This is a genomic window from Streptomyces sp. NPDC002144 (genome assembly GCF_053593695.1).
In genome coordinates, this window is record NZ_JBSFDB010000063.1 from 1 (window position 1) to 16,294 (window position 16,294).

General features: G+C 73.4%; 13 protein-coding genes. 6 read left to right on the top strand and 7 right to left on the bottom strand.

Annotated elements, in window-relative coordinates:
• Both metK and ACWCQ1_RS45410 read right to left on the bottom strand, forming a co-directional pair.
• Positions 1–950: methionine adenosyltransferase (gene metK / locus ACWCQ1_RS45405; protein WP_451029269.1), on the bottom strand; the 950-nt coding region annotated here is incomplete at its 3' end.
• Between the two features lie 184 nt (positions 951–1,134).
• Positions 1,135–2,919 carry an MFS transporter gene (locus tag ACWCQ1_RS45410; RefSeq protein ID WP_451029270.1) on the bottom strand — a complete coding sequence of 595 codons (1,785 nt, stop codon included), beginning with the start codon at positions 2,917–2,919 and terminating at the stop codon, positions 1,135–1,137.
• A gap of 131 nt (positions 2,920–3,050) precedes the next feature.
• Between ACWCQ1_RS45410 and ACWCQ1_RS45415 the strand changes: the two genes are divergently transcribed.
• A complete protein-coding gene (locus tag ACWCQ1_RS45415) occupies positions 3,051–3,737 on the top strand; it encodes an N-acyl homoserine lactonase family protein (protein ID WP_358608145.1) in 687 nt (228 codons plus the stop codon).
• Between the two features lie 17 nt (positions 3,738–3,754).
• Positions 3,755–4,141, top strand: coding sequence for an antibiotic biosynthesis monooxygenase family protein (locus ACWCQ1_RS45420; protein ID WP_358608148.1), 387 nt, complete (start codon positions 3,755–3,757; stop codon positions 4,139–4,141).
• A gap of 61 nt (positions 4,142–4,202) precedes the next feature.
• Here the strand turns inward: ACWCQ1_RS45420 and ACWCQ1_RS45425 are convergent, their stop codons facing one another.
• The 5 genes from ACWCQ1_RS45425 to ACWCQ1_RS45445 form a co-directional block, all read right to left on the bottom strand.
• The gene (locus ACWCQ1_RS45425) at positions 4,203–4,604 is read right to left on the bottom strand and encodes a cupin domain-containing protein (protein ID WP_358608151.1); all 402 of its coding nucleotides are present in this window, start codon (positions 4,602–4,604) and stop codon (positions 4,203–4,205) included.
• 4 nt (positions 4,605–4,608) lie between these two features.
• The gene (locus tag ACWCQ1_RS45430; RefSeq protein WP_451029271.1) at positions 4,609–6,426 is read right to left on the bottom strand and encodes an AMP-binding protein; all 1,818 of its coding nucleotides are present in this window, start codon (positions 6,424–6,426) and stop codon (positions 4,609–4,611) included.
• Positions 6,426–9,812 (bottom strand): FAD/NAD(P)-binding protein, encoded by a 3,387-nt coding sequence (locus ACWCQ1_RS45435; RefSeq protein WP_451029272.1) that lies wholly within the window; start codon positions 9,810–9,812, stop codon positions 6,426–6,428. The genes ACWCQ1_RS45430 and ACWCQ1_RS45435 overlap by 1 nt, the downstream gene beginning before the upstream one ends.
• Positions 9,809–10,264, bottom strand: coding sequence for a cobalamin B12-binding domain-containing protein (locus ACWCQ1_RS45440; RefSeq protein WP_133043067.1), 456 nt, complete (start codon positions 10,262–10,264; stop codon positions 9,809–9,811). The genes ACWCQ1_RS45435 and ACWCQ1_RS45440 overlap by 4 nt, the downstream gene beginning before the upstream one ends.
• A gap of 65 nt (positions 10,265–10,329) precedes the next feature.
• Entirely contained in the window at positions 10,330–11,259 is a 930-nt protein-coding gene (locus ACWCQ1_RS45445) for a hypothetical protein (RefSeq protein ID WP_358608160.1), read from the bottom strand.
• Between the two features lie 150 nt (positions 11,260–11,409).
• Here ACWCQ1_RS45445 and ACWCQ1_RS45450 point away from each other — a divergent pair, with 150 nt between their 5' ends.
• The 4 genes from ACWCQ1_RS45450 (at position 11,410) to ACWCQ1_RS45465 (ending at position 16,261) form a co-directional block, all read left to right on the top strand.
• On the top strand, positions 11,410–12,165 hold the full coding sequence (locus tag ACWCQ1_RS45450; protein ID WP_451029287.1) for an SDR family NAD(P)-dependent oxidoreductase: 756 nt from the start codon (positions 11,410–11,412) through the stop codon (positions 12,163–12,165).
• A 758-nt stretch (positions 12,166–12,923) separates the two neighbouring features.
• Positions 12,924–14,360, top strand: a complete 1,437-nt coding sequence (locus tag ACWCQ1_RS45455; protein ID WP_358608166.1) for a multicopper oxidase family protein — start codon at positions 12,924–12,926, stop codon at positions 14,358–14,360.
• A gap of 40 nt (positions 14,361–14,400) precedes the next feature.
• Complete coding sequence (locus ACWCQ1_RS45460) at positions 14,401–15,597, top strand: cytochrome P450 (RefSeq protein WP_133043064.1); 1,197 nt, start codon at positions 14,401–14,403, stop codon at positions 15,595–15,597.
• A 157-nt stretch (positions 15,598–15,754) separates the two neighbouring features.
• A complete protein-coding gene (locus ACWCQ1_RS45465; RefSeq protein WP_358608172.1) occupies positions 15,755–16,261 on the top strand; it encodes a hypothetical protein in 507 nt (168 codons plus the stop codon).
• The last annotated feature ends 33 nt before the right edge of the window (positions 16,262–16,294 follow it).

Below are 16,294 nucleotides of genomic sequence, written 5' to 3' on the forward strand. Positions count from 1 at the left end.
GTCTCCACGAACAGACCCACCGGCTCGGCCTTGCCGATCGCGTACGCGACCTGCACCTCGCAGCGCGAGGCGAGACCCGCGGCGACGACGTTCTTGGCCACCCAGCGCATCGCGTACGCCGCCGAACGGTCCACCTTGGACGGGTCCTTGCCGGAGAAGGCGCCGCCGCCGTGCCGGGCCATGCCGCCGTACGTGTCGATGATGATCTTCCGGCCGGTCAGACCCGCGTCCCCCATCGGGCCGCCGATCTCGAAGCGGCCGGTCGGGTTGACCAGGAGACGGTAGTTCTCCGTGTCCAACTTCAGGCCCTCGTCGGCCAGTTGGCCGAGGACGTGATCGACCACGTGCTCCCGGACGTCCGGGGTGAGCAGCGAGCCGAGGTCGATGTCGCTCGCGTGCTGCGAGGAGACGACGACCGTGTCGAGGCGGACCGCCTTGTCGCCGTCGTACTCGATGGTGACCTGCGTCTTGCCGTCGGGGCGCAGATAGGGGACCGTGCCGTCCTTGCGGACCTCGGACAGGCGCCTGGACAGGCGGTGTGCCAGGGAGATCGGCAGCGGCATCAGGGTGGGCGTCTCGTCGGTCGCGTAACCGAACATGAGCCCCTGGTCGCCCGCGCCGCCGGTGTCCACGCCCTGGGCGATGTCCGGCGACTGCGCGCCGATCGACACCGACACCCCGCAGGAGGCGCCGTCGAAGCCCTTGGCCGAGGAGTCGTAGCCGATCTCGGTGATCCGGTCGCGGACCAGCTGGGCGATGGGCGCGTAGGCCCGGGTGGTGACCTCGCCGGCCACGTGCACCAGACCGGTGGTGATCAGCGTCTCGACGGCGACCCGGGAGGCCGGGTCCTCACGCAGCAGCGCGTCGAGAACGGTGTCGCTGATCTGGTCAGCGATCTTGTCGGGGTGACCCTCGGTCACGGACTCCGAGGTGAACAGACGACGGGACACGAACCCTCCAGGGGGACGACAGCCGGACCGCGGTTGCGCGGCCAGCGTGGCGCCGGGTTCTGCAGAGCGGCTCGAAGGGCTCTACAGCCCCGCGCACGGCGAGGCCGCCGTACGCGGGTGTGCGCGTACGGCGGCCCCGGACGCCCGGTCCGGTCCTGCGGGCGTCCGTCTCCCCGAGGCCGGGTCAGGCGCGTTCGGCGGTGTGCGCCCGGGGCGCCGGGCCGGAGCCGCCGCTCTCCGGCGTCTCCTCACCGCCCGCGTCACCCTCCTCGCCCTGCTCCCACTCGGGCTTGCGGGCGTACTTGGGCAGCATGAAGGTGAGCAGGAAGCCGAGGCCGATGACGCCGACCTCGTACCACAGCACATGGCCCGTGGCCTTGGCGTAGCCCTCCTTGCGGGCCTTGTCCGAGGCCTTGGCGAGCGCCTTGACGACGCGCTGCTCCTGGCCGGCGGGCACCGCCCCGGCCGGGACGATCCGCCGGCAGACGGCGGGCGGGGCACCCGCGTCCTCGTTCTTGCCGCTCTCCTTCGCGCAGGCGCGGAAGTTGGCCGCGATGGTGTCCTGGGCCGGCGCGGCGACCCCGGCCGCGGTGAGCTCCTTGCGCAGTTCGGGAAGCGCCGTGTTCGCGCCGGGCACCGCCTGTCCCGCCAGCAGGTTGAAGAACAGCACGCCGATGACGGCGACACCCGCGGCGGCACCCAGCTGGTCGGCGGTGCTCAGCACCCCGGAGCCGGAGCCGGCGTGCTCCACCGGGACCCCGCCCAGCACGATGTCGACCACCGGCGAGATGACGAAGCCGAGGCCGAGACCGAGCACGGCGAGCGCCGGCGCCAGGTCCCAGCCACCGGTGGCGGAACCGAAGTGGTTGATCGTCCAGATCAGGGCGACCATGCCGACACCCATGATCACCATGCCGATGCTGAGCACCTTGCGGCCCATCTTGATCGCCAGGACCGCCGAGAACGACGAGGTGATCATCGCGCCGAAGGAGAAGGGCACGGTGGCGAGACCCGCCGCCAGCGGCGAGAACCCGAGACCCACCTGCAGATACAGGGTGAACGGGAAGAACAGGCCCGAGATGATGGCGAAGAAGCTCAGCATCACCAGCAGACCGGCCACGAACGACCGCTCCTTGAACAGGCTCGGCTCCACCAGCGCGGAGCCGTCCCGGGCCGCCTTGCGCCGCTCGTACAGACCGAAGATCACGAACAGCGGCACCGAGCAGCCCATGGCGACGAACGACCAGGCGGGCCAGCCGTCCTGCTCGCCCTGCACCAGCGGGTACAGCAGCGACAGCAGGGCCAGCGTCACCAGGGCGACACCCACCAGGTCCAGGTGCTTGACGTTGGGCGAACGCGACTCGCGCACATACAGGTTCACCCCGATCAGGGCGAACAGACCGACCGGCACGTTCACCAGGAAGATCGGGCGCCACGACCAGCCGAACAGGTCGGCGTTGACGAGCACACCGCCCAGCACCGGGCCGAGCATCGCGGCGACACCGGACAGGGCACCGAACATGCCGAAGACGGCGGCGCGCTCCTTGGGCGGGAAGCTGACCTGGAAGACGGACAGTCCCTGGGTCATCACGATGGCGCCGCCCAGGCCCTGCAGCACCCGGGAGGCGATGAGCATCTCCGTGCTCTGCGCCGCGCCGCACAGCAGCGAGGCGGCCACGAACACGACGATGCCGATGGAGATCATCCTCTTGCGGCCGAGCATGTCGCCGACACGGCCGACGGTGATCAGGCTGAGGGCGAAGGTGAGCGTGTACGCGGCGGCCACCCACTGGAGCGCCGCCTTTCCGGCGCCCAGGTCGGTCTGCAGCACGGGCAGTGCCACGTTCACGATCGTGGTGTCGATCAGGTCGAGGGCGATGGCCACGAGGATCACTGCGGCGGCGCGCCACCGCTGCGGGTCCGGCTCTCCCTCCCCTGCCAGGTACGTCTCGTCTGCTGCGTGCGTCACGGGGCTCTCCTCTGTCCGACGGCGCGCTTGCGCCGAGTGTGATCGCCTCCGCTTGAGCGCCGCTCGAGCGCGCGCGCCCACCATGCCGGGCGGCAGCGGCAACCCGCCGCGCCGGAAGGGAACGCGCAGACATGAGGCTGTACTTGCTGAGGCTGGGCACCATCCCGGGGCTGCAGGCGCCGGTGCCCGGCTATCTGATCCGCACCGACGACGGGCGTACGGTGCTGGTCGACACCGGGGCGGCGCCGGGCGGCGGGCCCGTCCAGGTGGCCGAGGGCGAGGACGTGGTGGCGACGCTGTCCCGCCTCGGCGTACGACCCGAGCAGGTCGACACCGTCGTCTGCTCCCATCTCGACCCCGACCACGTCGGCGGTCATTCCGCTTTTCCCGGCGCCGAGTTCGTGATCCAGCGCGAGCACCTCGACCTGGCCCGCTCGGGCACCGTGCCGCGGCTGGAGGCCTCACGTCCGCTGTGGGACGTACCGGGCCTGCGCTACCGCACGGTCGAGGGCGACGCCGAACTCCTGCCCGGCGTCGAGCTGATCGCCTCCGGCGGCCATGTGCCGGGCCACCAGTCCGTCCTGGTCCGCCTGGCGCACACCGGGCCCGTGCTGCTGGCCGTGGACGCGATCCCGGTCAGCGCGGCGCTGGACGCCGACAAGCGCCCCGTCCTCCCCTTCGACCTGGACGAGAAGGAACTGCGCGCCTCCACCCGCCGGTTGGTGCAGTTGGCCCGCGCCGAGAACGCGCTGATCGTGCACGGCCATGACGCCGAGCAGTGGCGGACGCTGCGGATCGCACCCGAGTACTACGACTGAGGACAGGGGCTGAGCCGATGAGTACCGAGGCGAAGAGTGCCGAGGCGACAAGTACCGAGGCGACAAGTACCGAGGCGACAAGTACCGAGCGCATCCGTGTGGTCATCTATCTGCGGGCCCCCGAGGAGGGGACCGGGCCGCTGGAGGAGGCGTACCGGGAGATCAGCTGGGTGCGTCCCGGCGCCATCCCCGGACTGCTGCGCAGCGAACTGCTGCGGGACGTGGACCGGCCCGACGAGTTCGTGCTGCACGGCGAGTGGGAGAGCCTGGAGGCGTACCGCACCTGGCAGTTCGGCCCGGACCACAAGGACAACCCGTCGGCGCTGCGGCCGTACCAGGACCGCTCGTTCGGCCGGCACTACGCCGTCTACGGCATCGCGTCCGAGGAGGTCCGGGACGCCTGAACCACGCGGAGGGCCGCCGACACCGTTGCGGTGCGGCGGCCCTCCGCGTGCGCGCTCCCGGTCACTTCACGGGTTCCGCCGGCTCCACCGGCGCCTCCCACACCACCAGCATCAGCGCGCCCTGCTCGGTGCGCGGCGCGTGCACGCTGCCGGGGGCCATGACCAGCAGGGAGTTCTTGGGGTGCCGTCCGTCCTCGGTGATCAGCTCGCCGTCGAGGACCAGGATGATCTCGTAACTGGTGTGCCGGTGCGGGGCGGCGGCCGCGCCCGGGTGGTAGCGCACCAGCGAGGCCGCGGGGCCCGTGGGGCCGGTCTGCTCGGTGGTGTAGAGCGGGAAGACCTCGACCCCGACCCGCCCGTCCGCGGTCAGCGGTGTGAACTTCAGCTTCCCGAGGAGTTCCTCGGGCCGGTCGAGCCCCTCGACGACCAGGGGAACGGCGGCCGTGGCCCGCTGTACTGACATGACGTCAACTCCTTGACTGAGAAGTGATGATGGCTCGGTACGGCGCTCCGTACTCCGCCAAATGCCCGCGCACCGCACGCCGCTGGACCTTGCCGGAGGTGGTGCGGGGCAGCCGGTCGGCGAAGCACAACTGCTCGGGGCGGCCGACGGGGGAGAGGGTGCGCTCGGCGTGCGCCAGCAGTTCGGCGGCGAGCGCCGGGTCCGCCGTACGGCCGGGGGCCGGGACGACGACGGCGAGCGGCAGCAGACCGGCCGTCTCGTCGGGCACCGGCACCACCGCCACGTCCGCCACGGCCGGGTGGGCGCGCAGCGCGGCCTCCGCCTCGTACGGGGAGACGCGGTGGCCGTGGGACTTGAACACGTCGTCGCGCCGGCCCAGGACCCGGATCCAGCCGTCGGCGTCTCGTTCGCCGAGGTCGCCGGTGGCGTACCAGCCGCGCCCCAGGGCCCGTTCGGTGCGCTCGGGATCGTCCGGATAGCCGGCCATCACACCGACCGGCCGCCCGCCGTCCGCGCCCCCCTCACCGATCCCGGGCGCCAACTCGACGCAGATCTCGCCCACTTGCCCGCGACGCTCGCCGGTGTCCGGGTCGCGCAGGGTGATGCGGTAGCCGGGCAGCGGGCGGCCCAGCAGTCCGGGCCGGGGGGTGCTGCCGGGCGGGGTGCCGATCAGCGCCGTCGTCTCGGTCTGGCCGTACCCGTCGCGTACGACGACACCCCAGGCGTCCCGTACGGCCTCGGCGAGGTCCGTCGGCAGGGGCTCCCCGGCGCTCGTCGCCTCCCGCAACCGGGGTGCGGCCGAGCCGAGATGGGGGCGCAGGGCCTGCCAGGTGCTCGGCGGGGCGCAGAAGCTGTCCGCCGCGAGCCGGTCCAGCAGCCGGGGGAGACCCGCCGGGTCCACCGGGCCCTCGGGCAGCGCGACGATCGTGGCCTCGGCGTTCCACGGCACGAACAGGCTGCTCCAGGAGTGCTTGGCCCAGCCGGGGGAGGAGACGTTGACGTGCCGGTCGCCGGGCAGCAGGCCGTTCCAGTAGAGGCTGGAGAGATGGCCGGCCGGATAGCTGAGGTGGGTGTGGGCGACCAGCTTGGGCGTGGAGGTGGTGCCGGAGGTGAAGTAGCAGAAGGCCACGTCGTCGGCGAGGGTGGGGCCGTCGGGGACGAAGGGTTCACCGACCGCGTGGCTGTCGCCGTAGTCGGTCCAGCCCCGGGGCACCCGCCCGTCGGGGCCGGGCACCGCGACCCGTACGCCGGGTACGGCCACGGACGCGAAGGCGTCGGTCGACGCGGACCGGCACACCAGATGCGCGAGGCGCCCGCGGCCGACCCGGTCGGCGGCCTGGTCCGGGGTCAGGTCCGGGTGGCTGGGCACCACCACGGCCCCCAGTTTCAGCGCCGCCAGCAGCACCTCCCACAGCTCCACCTGCGTACCGAGCACCACCATCAGCCGGTCACCGCGGGCCACTCCCAGCCGGGCCAGCCACACGGCCACCGCGTCCGAGCGCCGCGACAGCTCGGCGTACGACACCCCGCGCACGCTGCCGTCCCGCCCGACGAGCTCCAGCGCGGGCGCGTCGTTTCCCTCCGCGACGACGTCGAACCACTCCAACGCCCAGTTGAAGTAGGCGGGTCGTGGCCAGCGGAAGCGGGCGACGGCGGTGTCGGGATCGGTGCGGTGGCTGAGCAACAGGTCGCGGGCGGCGCGGAAGTGGTGGTGGGCCTCGGTGTGACGAGCGGAACGGTATTCCGGGCCTTGGCGGGTGACGGCCGGGCGCCCGGTGCCGTCCGTCCGGGCGGGTCCCGTGTCACTAGGTGGTGCCGACATCACCGTTCTCCCTCGTCTTCAGTCGTGGTCAGTGCCGTGCGCCAGCGGGGGCTCAGCACGACGCCGGTCAGTTCCGGGTGGTCGGGGGTGGTGTGCGCCCCGGTCAGGGCGTCCTCGGCTATCGCGTCGGCGTCGGCCGTGAACTCCCCCCACACGCCGGGGCGTCCGCTGCCGACCTGGGTGAACCAGCGGGTGAACTCGCTCGGGATGCCCAGCACGTACATGCCGGTCTCGGGGCGTCCGTCGGCGCGGACCGGATGGAACGGCGAGCCCGTGACCGTGACACCGCCGGTGGCGAACTCCGTGCCGTCCGGGCCCCGGTTGACGTACGGCGTGAGCAGCCCTTGGTCGCGCAGTCGGGCGGTGAGGTCGCCGTGGGCCCGGCGCAGGTCGGGCTCGGGGATGCGGGCGTCGATCAGCACGTCCAGCGCGCTGCGGCTGTCCGCGACATGCGGGGACTCCACGAAGAACCGGCCGGTGTCCTCGTCGGCCCCGAACCGGGCGTCCGGCCCGGCGACGCGCAGCAGCCCGGTGTCCAGGAGCGCGAGCAGCTGCTCCAGGCGCACCATGGGCGGACCGGTGGTCAGCCGGGACACCATCGGCACGAAGTCCGACAGGAAGTCCTCGCGGTGCGAGTCGGGTGCGAGCCCGGAGAAGTCCACCGCGGTGCGCAGCACTCCGCGCACGTCCCGGATGGTGTCGAGGCACGCCTTCACCGGCCCCTCGGCGTTCCCCTCGGCGGCAAGCTCCAGATCCCGGCGCAACAACGCGGCCAACTCCGCCTCGAACGCCTCGGGACTCGCGAACCGCCGCCCACGAAACGGCCAGGCCCACTCCTCCAGATCCACGGCCCGCCACCCACGCACCCCGCAACGCGCCGCCGCCCGCACGACGACGTCCTGCGGGCCAGGGACCGGCGCATGCGCTGCCCGCGGGTCGCCTGGCGCGCGGACTGCCTGCGCGTCGCCGCCCGTTGCGCGTACCGCCCCCCGGCCGTCTCCCCACGCGCGTACCGCCTCCACCGCCTCGTGGCGGAAGCGTTCGGCGATGTCGGGGCCGTAGGCTCGTTGCAGTGCCGTTGCGCAGCGGACCAGTTCCACCTCGGCCAGCAGCCATGGCAGGACGTCGGCGCGGAAGTCGAGTGGTCCGCGGCGGCGCAGGGCGCGGATCCGTTCCCGGGTGAACAGCAGCGGTCGGTAGGTGTGCCGGGGCCCCTTCTGGTTGCGGCCCCGGGCGAGCAGCGGCACCCCGCTGCGGGACCCGGCCACCACCACCGGCTCCCGCCCGCTGGGCACGTACCGCAGTCCGCCCCCGTCGGCCGGCGCGAACCGGCCGCCACGCCCGGTGGTGAGGGCGGCGAGCACGTCGTAGAAGGACAGCCCGAGGCCGATGACGCCCACGGTGCTGCCGGGTGGGACGTCGCCCAGTGGCATGTCGACCGCCGAGTCGCCCCGCACGTACCGCAACCCGGGGCGTGTCGCTGCGAAGTCCGCCAACGCGCGCTGCTCGGGCCGGAGTTCGGGCAGCGGGTGACCGGTCGTCAGCACCACCCGGTCGGCGCGCAGTTGCTCCCCGCCGCCGAGCGAGAGCAGATACCGTCCGTCCGGCTCGCGGACGACCGTCTCGACGTACCGGCGCAGCCGCCGCAGCCTGAGCGTGTCCGGCGGCAACGTTTGCTCGATCCGGTCCAGGGCGTAGGCGAGGTACTGGCCGTACAGCCCGCGCGGCGCGCACACGTCGGGGGCGGCCCGGTCCGGCTCCACGACCCGCCACCACTCGTACAGCGAGGGCCCGGCGCCCGCCCGGGCGGGACCGGAGTCGGGGAGTCCGGAGAAGATGGTGACCTCGCCGCAGACCGTGTTCATCATCGACCAACGCGGTTGGTCCGTACGCCAGATACGGCCCGGCCCCACCTCCACGGCGTCGATCGCGTACACCTCGACGGGACGCGGAGCGGGCCGCTCGGCGAGGCGGGCCGCCAGCCGTTCCAGCACGGAGATGCCGCGCGGCCCGGTGCCCACGACCGCGATCCGGTACGGCTCGGGCGGCGCGTCCCCGGGCAGCGGTTCGGGGAATCCGGCCGAACCGGACTCCGGGGCCGCCTCCAGAGCGAGCAGGTCATGCCGGTCGGCGGTGTACCGCAGCATCTGCAGCAGCCGGCCCGCCGTGACCGGGCCCGCTGCCGCGCCCACCCGGCGCGGCAGCGGCATCCGCCCGGTCCTCGTCCAGCGCAGCCGTCCCTCCCCGTCGACCGCCGCCTGGGTCAGCCCCCGGTTGTCCTCGTGCAGACAGAACGGCACGTCCAGGATCCCGGCGGCGAAGGCGCGGGTCAGCGCGGTGCCCACGTCCTCGTGCAGCTCCAGTGTCGCCTCGACCAGCGCCCCGGCCTCGGCCAGCACCTCACCGGGGTCCACCTCGTGCGCCCAGGGGATCCGGCTGTCCGCCCGGGCCCGCTCGGCGGCGCGGTCGGCCGACCTGAGCGAGGCGATGTTCTCCGCGACGGTCGGCAGCCGCAGCGCCTCCGCCGGGGTCTTCACCACGAGCCGCTGGGCGCCGCCGCGCACCGCCAGCTCCGCGCTGCGGTCCATCAGCAGCCGGGCGCCCCGCGGACTGCCCGGGAAGACACCCATGTACGTGTAGAGCACCAGATGCCGGTCGACATGGCCCGGCAGCCAGGCGTCCGCGAGCATCCGCAGCGCGGTCAGCGCCTCCACGTCCTGCCGGGCGTCGGTCTGCTGGGCGTAGCTCAGCGACACGCTGGGCGTGCCCTGCTGCACGAAGAACAGGGCCTCCAGCAGGCTCGTCGCCACCAGCAGGGAGGGCGGGCAGAGCTGACCGAGCAGACAGCCGCCGAAGGTCTCCAGATGCGCGCGCAGCCCGCGGTCCCGGCTCAGCCCGGCGAACTCCGCTGTCGCGTCACGCCAGTTGGCGACCGACTCGGCGAGTGGGGTGCGGCCGTAGGGCAGGCAGTACGACACCGGGCCGCCCTCGCTCGCGGACAGCCCGGCGCGCACCATCGTGCGGAAGATGTCCCGCGGCAGCGCGGAACCGTGCCGCACCTGCACCGGCCGGTCCCCGGCCGCCCGCGCGACCTCGTCGGCGACCCGCGGGCCGTGCGCCACGAGCGGGAAGCCGTTGAGCGGGTCGCCCGCGGCCAGCGCCGCCCGCGCGTGGTCGTGGTCGCCGACTCGGGTGTAGCTGTCCAGCGTGAGGGTGCCGACGGTCGGGAACGGCAGCGAGCACACCGCCCGCAGACCCGCGGCCATCGCCTCCGGGGCGGCCATCCCCATCCGGGGCTGTACGACGAGACGGCCCGCGTCCGCCGCCCGGCGCACGCGGTCGCCCAGGTCGGCGGGGGAACGGCCGCGCACAGACTGCTCCGTCATACCGCCCTGCCCTCCGCGGCCCGCTGCGGCAGCGCGCCGAGGAGCCGGCCGATCGACGAGGCGTCCGCGGTGTCGGTGAACACCGCGTCGAAACCGGCGTCGACCAGGGCCCGGGCGGCCGCGGTGCCCTCGTCGCCGTCGATGCCCAGCTTGCCGCCGATGACGGCGGGGACGTCGCCGGCGACGGGGTCGGCGCGCAGCTTGCGGATCACCCGTGCCCCGTCGAGGCGGCCGTGGCCGTTCACGGTGCTGACCACGAGCAGGTCGGGCCGGACGCGGCGCATGGAGTCGAGCAGCAGCCGGTCGGGTACGCACGGCCCGAGATTGACGACCTCGTGGCCCATCTCCTCGAGCAGCAGCTGCAGGAAGACCAGGTTCCAGGTGTGGGCGTCCGAGGAGACCGTGGACAGCAGGACGCGCCGTCGCCCGTCTCGTGGGGCCACCGTCCTCATAATTGCTCATCTCTCTCTCGCGTAGGACTGGCTGATGGCTCTCGTGGGGGAGGGGCGACGGCGGGTCAGCGGAGCGTGACCAGCTGCCACATGCCCTCGAAGGCGCGCTTGACGAGCGTCTGCCGGTTGCTGATGAAGGAGGTGAGGAGGTAGCCGCCGGGCTGCAGGGCGAGGGAGAAGACCGCGGAGGCGCCGGGCTGCAGCGGCGTGAGTCCGACGGGCACGCCGACGAAGGGGTACACCGGCGGCTGCTGGCCCTTGCGCAGCGCCTCCATGCAGGCGGTGACGTCCGCCTCGGTGGCGCCCGGGGTGGTGCGCAGGAACATCACCTCGTTGAGCTGGGCGGTGTGGTTGACGACCTGGAAGGTGCCGTCGGCGGGCAGTGTGGGGGCGGTGAGGTAGCGGCCCTGGTCGCCGTCGTCGTACGGGGCGATGGTGTGCGCGGTGACGGGCAGGCGGCCCTGCGGGCGGGTGCCGGTCACGGTGAGGGTGCGCACGCGCTCGGGGTGGGCGGGGTCGACGGTGGTGTAGTCGACGAGGTGGTAGGTGCCGGGCGCGAGGATCCAGCTCGTCTCGACCGGGCCGCCCACCGCGCTGACCGCCGGTCCGCCGAAGTAGCGGGCCTCGCTGTCGATGAGGGCGAGGCCGGTCCGGCGCTCGGCCGGGTCGGTGGCGGTGGCGGCCTGCCGGTAGTGGGTCAGGAAGTCCACCAGGGTCACGCCGGGCCGCAGCCTGACGAGACCGAGCGGGTGCTGCTGCTTCTGGTCGGGGGTGGTGGCGCGCAGGGTCACCGCGCCCGCGGTCACCGAGTCCGTGCTCAGGGTCAGTGCGTCGGGCGCGGCCACCGCCTCCACGAGCTGCGCCGCACGCCGGCCACGCGCGCCCTCCTGGGCGAGCGCGGGCGTGGGCAGCAGCGCGACCGCGCCCGAGGCCATTCCGAACAGCACTCCACGGCGCCCGAGCCTCGCGGATCCGTCGCTGACGTTCGCTTGCATCACCGGTTCCTCCTCTTTGCTCCGAGGCCCGGCATGCTCCGTAGACCGGCTCAAGGGTGACTTCAGGGCGTATCGAGAGGGGGGCGGCACGGTGCGGGGGTCTCGGTCCGCGGAGTCCCTGGAGGTACCCCCATGAGCCGCACAAGCCATATGAGCGCAGCCACCGCCGTCGTCACCGGAGCGGGGAGCGGGATCGGTGCCGCGACGGCCCGTCGGCTCGCCGCCGCGGGGTACCGGGTGGTGCTGGCCGCCCGCCGCAAGGACCGCCTCGACGAGGTCGCCGCGCGGATCGAGGCGGACGGCGGCCGGTGTTCCGTGCACACCCTCGACGTCACCGACCGCGACGCCGTACGGGCCTTCGCCGACGGCCTGGACCGGGTCGACGTGCTGGTGAACAACGCGGGCGGCGCGCTCGGCACCGAGTACGTGGCCGTCGCCGACCCCGCCGACTGGTCGGCGATGTACGAGGTGAACGTCCTCGGCGTCCTGCACGTCACCCAGGCCCTGCTGCCCGCGCTCGTGGCGAGCGGCGACGGCACTGTCGTGGTGCTGTCCTCCACCGCGGGCCATGTCGCCTACGAGGGCGGCGGTGGCTACGCGGCCGCCAAGCACGGGGCGCACGCGCTCGCGGCCACGCTGCGGCTGGAACTGTGCGGCGAGCCGGTCCGGGTGATCGAGATCGCACCCGGCATCGTGCGCACCGAGGAGTTCGCCCTCAACCGCTTCCGCGGCGACGAGGACGCGGCGGCCGCGGTCTACCGGGGCATCGAGTCCCCCCTCACGGCCGAGGACATAGCCGACACCGTCACCTGGACCGTCACCCGCCCCACCCACGTCAACATCGACCTGGTCATAGTCCGCCCCCGAGCCCAGGCAGCCCAACACAAGGTCCACCGCACGGCGTGAGGTACGGCGGTGTGGGCCGGCCCGGAGGATCACCGCCGCACGGCTCGAGGCGCGGCGACATCCGCCGTCCTGCGGGGCTGTGGGTAGGGCATGCCCCGGTGACTCGGGTGTGGCGGCGCGGGGTATGGGGGCGGTGGCATCCGCCGCCCTCCGAGGGCCCCGCGGCGTGAGGTACGGCGGTGTGAGGCGGGCCCGGAGGATCACCGCACGGCTCGAGGCGCGGCGGCATCCGCCGCCCCGCGCGGGTGGGGCAGGGCGTGCTCCGGCGGCCGGGTGTGGCGGCGCGGGGCCCTCGCGGACTGCGTGGCTGGGGGGATGGGCGTGTCCCGGTCCGGGTGTGCCGGCGCGGCCTCAGGCCGACCGCGGCGTCGGTCCCCGCGGAACACCCCCGGACGGCCCGCCGCCCCCGACCGCGCCGCACAGCACGCCATCCGGTCACACCCACCGGCCCCCATGTACCGCCCGCCACGCGATGTGAGGCGCGCCTCTGCCGTCTCGGCGAACCGCTGCGATACGTGGCACCGGATCCGGCCACCCCGCCACCGCCCAACCCCCCGCCACCGCCCAGCCCCTCACCACCGCGCAGGCCCCCCGCCACCACCCAGCCCCCCACCACCGCCCACCCCCACCACCCAACCCCACTCCCGCCCCCTCCACCCCGGTGTACCGCCGCTCAAGCGGGCGCCTAGGCCGTTGCGGCTGAATGTGCGCTGCCGGTCCCGTGCGGCGCCGGAACGAGGTGACGAAGGAGAGTGCACGTGCTGACGCGCAGGCAACTGATCAAGGCGGGCGCCGCCACCGGTGTGCTGGCGGCCGGCTCCGCCTCCGGCATCGCCCTGGCCGAGGGATCCGGCGCTGCGGCGGCCGACGAGCCCTTCGGCGTCCCGCTCAGGCCCGCCCGGGTGCTGAGCCCGGTCCGGCAGGGGCGCGGGCGGTCCAAGGGGTGGTACGACGTCTATCGGCTCAGCCCGAAAGAGGCCGACGTCACCGTGCTGCCCGGGACCACCACCCGGATGCGGCTGTTCAACGGCGAGGTCGCCCCGGTCATCAGGGCCACCCGCGGCCGGCCGGTGTTCATCGAGCAGACCAACGCCCTCGACGTGCCGTTCTCCATGCACCTGCACGGCGGCCACGTCCCCGCCCGCTACGACGGACACCCCGCCGAGGAGGTGCGCCCCGGCGGCAGCCGCGTCTTCTTCTACCCCAACGAGCAGCGCGCCTCGACCCTGTGGCTGCACGACCACTCGCTGGAGGCGCACACCGAGAACATCTACCGCGGCACGGTGGCCGGTTACCTCCTGACCGACGAGTTCGAGGAGCGGCTGCCCCTGCCCAAGGGCCGCTACGACGTCCCCCTGTACCTGCGGGACGCCAAGTTCGCCGCCGACGGCTCACTGGTGTACGCCATGGACGGCTTCCGCGACCGGCCCACCCTCCTGGTCAACGGCAGCCCGCGCCCGTACTTCGAGGTCGCCGCCCGCAAGTACCGCATCCGCCTGACCAACACCTCCAACGAGCGGGCGTTCCTGCTGCAGTTGGGCGAGGGCGACGAGATGACCCACATCGCCTCCGACGGGGGCCTGCTGCCCGCCCCGGTCCCCGCCCGGGTACTGGAGATATGGCCGGCCGAACGGCAGGAGGTCGTCATCGACTTCTCCCGCTACCCCGTCGGCTCGAAGATCGTCCTCGGCAACAAGCTCGCCTTCCCCGGCGAGGCCCCGGAGGTCATGCGCTTCGACGTGGTGCGCACCGCGGAAGACCCCTCCAGCGTCCCCGACCGGCTGCGCCCCGTGCCCGACCTCGGCACCCCCACCGTCGAGCGGACCTTCGTGATGTCCTTCGACGTCGCCACCGGACAACACCTCATCAACGGCAAGCCGTTCGACCCCGAGCGCGTCGACCTCCGGCCCCGACTCGGCACCACCGAGATCTGGACCGTCACCAACACCGACACCAGGTTCGGCATCCCGCACTCGATGCACACCCACCTGGAGCACTTCCAGGTGGTGGACCGCGACGGGACGGCCCCCGCGCCCGGCGAGGCGGGCCTGAAGGACACCGTCACGGTCATGCCGGGCAGGACCGTCCGCTTCAAGCTCAAGTTCACCGACTACACGGGCAAGTTCATGTACCACTGCCATCTGCTGGGCCACATGACCATGGGAATGATGGGCCAGATGGAAGTCGTCGACTGAACGGCCCACCGCGCCTCATCGAGCATCCTGGAGGACCGTCTTGTCCGACGACATCCCGGACGAGGGCCTGCGCTTCCCGTTCGAGACCAGCCGCCTGTTCGATCCGCCGGCCGAGTGGCGACTGCTGCGGGAGAGCTGCCCGGTGGCCCGTGCCGACCTGCCCACCGGGGACCGGGCCTGGCTCGTGACCCGGTACGAGGACGTCCGCGCCGTGCTCAACGACCCCCGCCTCAGCCGCGCGGCCACCACCCGGCCCGACGCGCCGCGGCTCGGCCCGGCCCGCCCCGAACCGGACTCCATCATGGCGATGGACCCGCCCGACCACACCCGGCTGCGCCGGCTGCTGGCCCCCGCCTTCACCGGCCGTCAGGCAGAGCGGTTACGGCCGCGGATCGCCCGTACCGCCGAGCGGCTGCTGGACGACATGGCGGAGATCGGGCCGCCCGTCGACCTGGTGGAGCACCTGGCCCGCCCGCTGCCCATCATCACCATCTGCGAACTGCTGGGCGTGCCGGACGAGGACCGGGAGTCCTTCAAGGAGTGGACGGACGCGGCCCTGACCCTCGCCCCGCACGCGGCCGGCGCGGTCACCGGCGCCCGGGAGCGGCTCGCCGACTATCTGCGGCACCTGATCGCGGAGAAGCAGCAGACCCCGGGCGACGACCTGCTCGGCACCCTGATCGCGGCCCGCGACGAGGACCGGCTGCGCCCCGCGGAACTGGTCACCGTCGCCGCCACGCTCATCACCGCCGGCTACCACACGGTCGCCAACTCCCTGGCCAACTCGGTGCTCGCGCTGCTGCGCCACCCCGGACAGCTGGACCCGCTGCGCGGCGGCCCGTTCCCGGCCGAGGCCGTGGAGGAACTGCTGCGCTGGACCCCGGGGCCGGTGAGCGGCGGCACCATCAGGATCGCCACCGAGGAGGTCAAGATCGGCGCCACGGTGGTCCGGCCCGGTGAGGCGGTGATCCCGTCCACCGCGTCCGCCAACCGGGACGCCGAGGCCTTCGACGACCCCGATGTCCTCGACCTCGGCCGCCCGGAGAACCGGCACATCGCCTTCGGACACGGCATCCACCGCTGTCTCGGGGCGCCCCTGGCCCGGGTGGAGCTGCAGGTGGCACTCGACGCCCTGGTGCGCCGCTTCCCCGCCCTGCGGCTGGCCGTCGCCGAGCGGGAGCTGAGCTGGGGGACCGGGATGATCCGGGGCGTCAACGCGCTGCCGGTGGCGTGGTGAGCGGCGCCCCGGACAGCGGGCGCGTCAGATCCCGCAACAGGTCGTCGACCCGTCCCGCGCCCGCCGTTGTCCCGCACCGCGTCCTCGATCGCCGCCATCGGCTGTCGAGACTCCGAGAAGTCCCACGTATGGAATCTTTCAGCCTTGAGGGGTAGTCATGAACACGTTTGCGGCTGAGCAGGCCAATGAGCAGGCCAAGTGGCGCGTCGAGGGCATCGTCGAGGCCCCCGTGGAGCACGTGGCCGAGGCCCTGCTGACCGTGCGCGAGGGCGAGGCCGGCGTCGACGGCAACGCGCTGGTGCTGGCCGGCGACCACACCCGGGAGAGCGGGGCGGTGACCCTGGAGGGCGGCCCCGACAAGTTCGTCGGCCGCTTCGGCGACTCCGGCGCCGACTACCTGGAGCTGACCGTGGACCGTGCGGCCGGGGCGGTCACCGTGCAGACCTGGTTCGGCGGCACCTACACCGTCGAACCGGCGGACGGCGCGAGCCGGGTCGTACTGAGCGTCCACAACCTCGTACCGGGCTCCGGGCGGCTGGGCCGCAAGGTCGCCGAGATCGGCGTCGAATCCCGTCTGGAGCGGGTCCTGACCGGCGTCCTCGGCGCCCTGTCCGACCACCTCGGCGCCCCGACGCCCGCCCCCGCGAGCATCACCGCGAAATAGCCCTGCCCCCGAACCCACAGCCACCCGGGCATC

Excerpts from the sequence above, each read along its gene's own strand:
- ACWCQ1_RS45415 (WP_358608145.1), top strand. The coding sequence starts at position 3,051 with ATGAGGCTGTACTTGCTGAGGCTGGGCACCATCCCGGGGCTGCAGGCG.
- ACWCQ1_RS45420 (WP_358608148.1), top strand. The coding sequence starts at position 3,755 with ATGAGTACCGAGGCGAAGAGTGCCGAGGCGACAAGTACCGAGGCGACA.
- ACWCQ1_RS45425 (WP_358608151.1), bottom strand. The coding sequence starts at position 4,604 with ATGTCAGTACAGCGGGCCACGGCCGCCGTTCCCCTGGTCGTCGAGGGG.
- ACWCQ1_RS45430 (WP_451029271.1), bottom strand. The coding sequence starts at position 6,426 with ATGTCGGCACCACCTAGTGACACGGGACCCGCCCGGACGGACGGCACC.
- ACWCQ1_RS45435 (WP_451029272.1), bottom strand. The coding sequence starts at position 9,812 with ATGACGGAGCAGTCTGTGCGCGGCCGTTCCCCCGCCGACCTGGGCGAC.
- ACWCQ1_RS45440 (WP_133043067.1), bottom strand. The coding sequence starts at position 10,264 with ATGAGGACGGTGGCCCCACGAGACGGGCGACGGCGCGTCCTGCTGTCC.
- ACWCQ1_RS45445 (WP_358608160.1), bottom strand. The coding sequence starts at position 11,259 with ATGCAAGCGAACGTCAGCGACGGATCCGCGAGGCTCGGGCGCCGTGGA.
- ACWCQ1_RS45450 (WP_451029287.1), top strand. The coding sequence starts at position 11,410 with ATGAGCGCAGCCACCGCCGTCGTCACCGGAGCGGGGAGCGGGATCGGT.
- ACWCQ1_RS45465 (WP_358608172.1), top strand. The coding sequence starts at position 15,755 with ATGAACACGTTTGCGGCTGAGCAGGCCAATGAGCAGGCCAAGTGGCGC.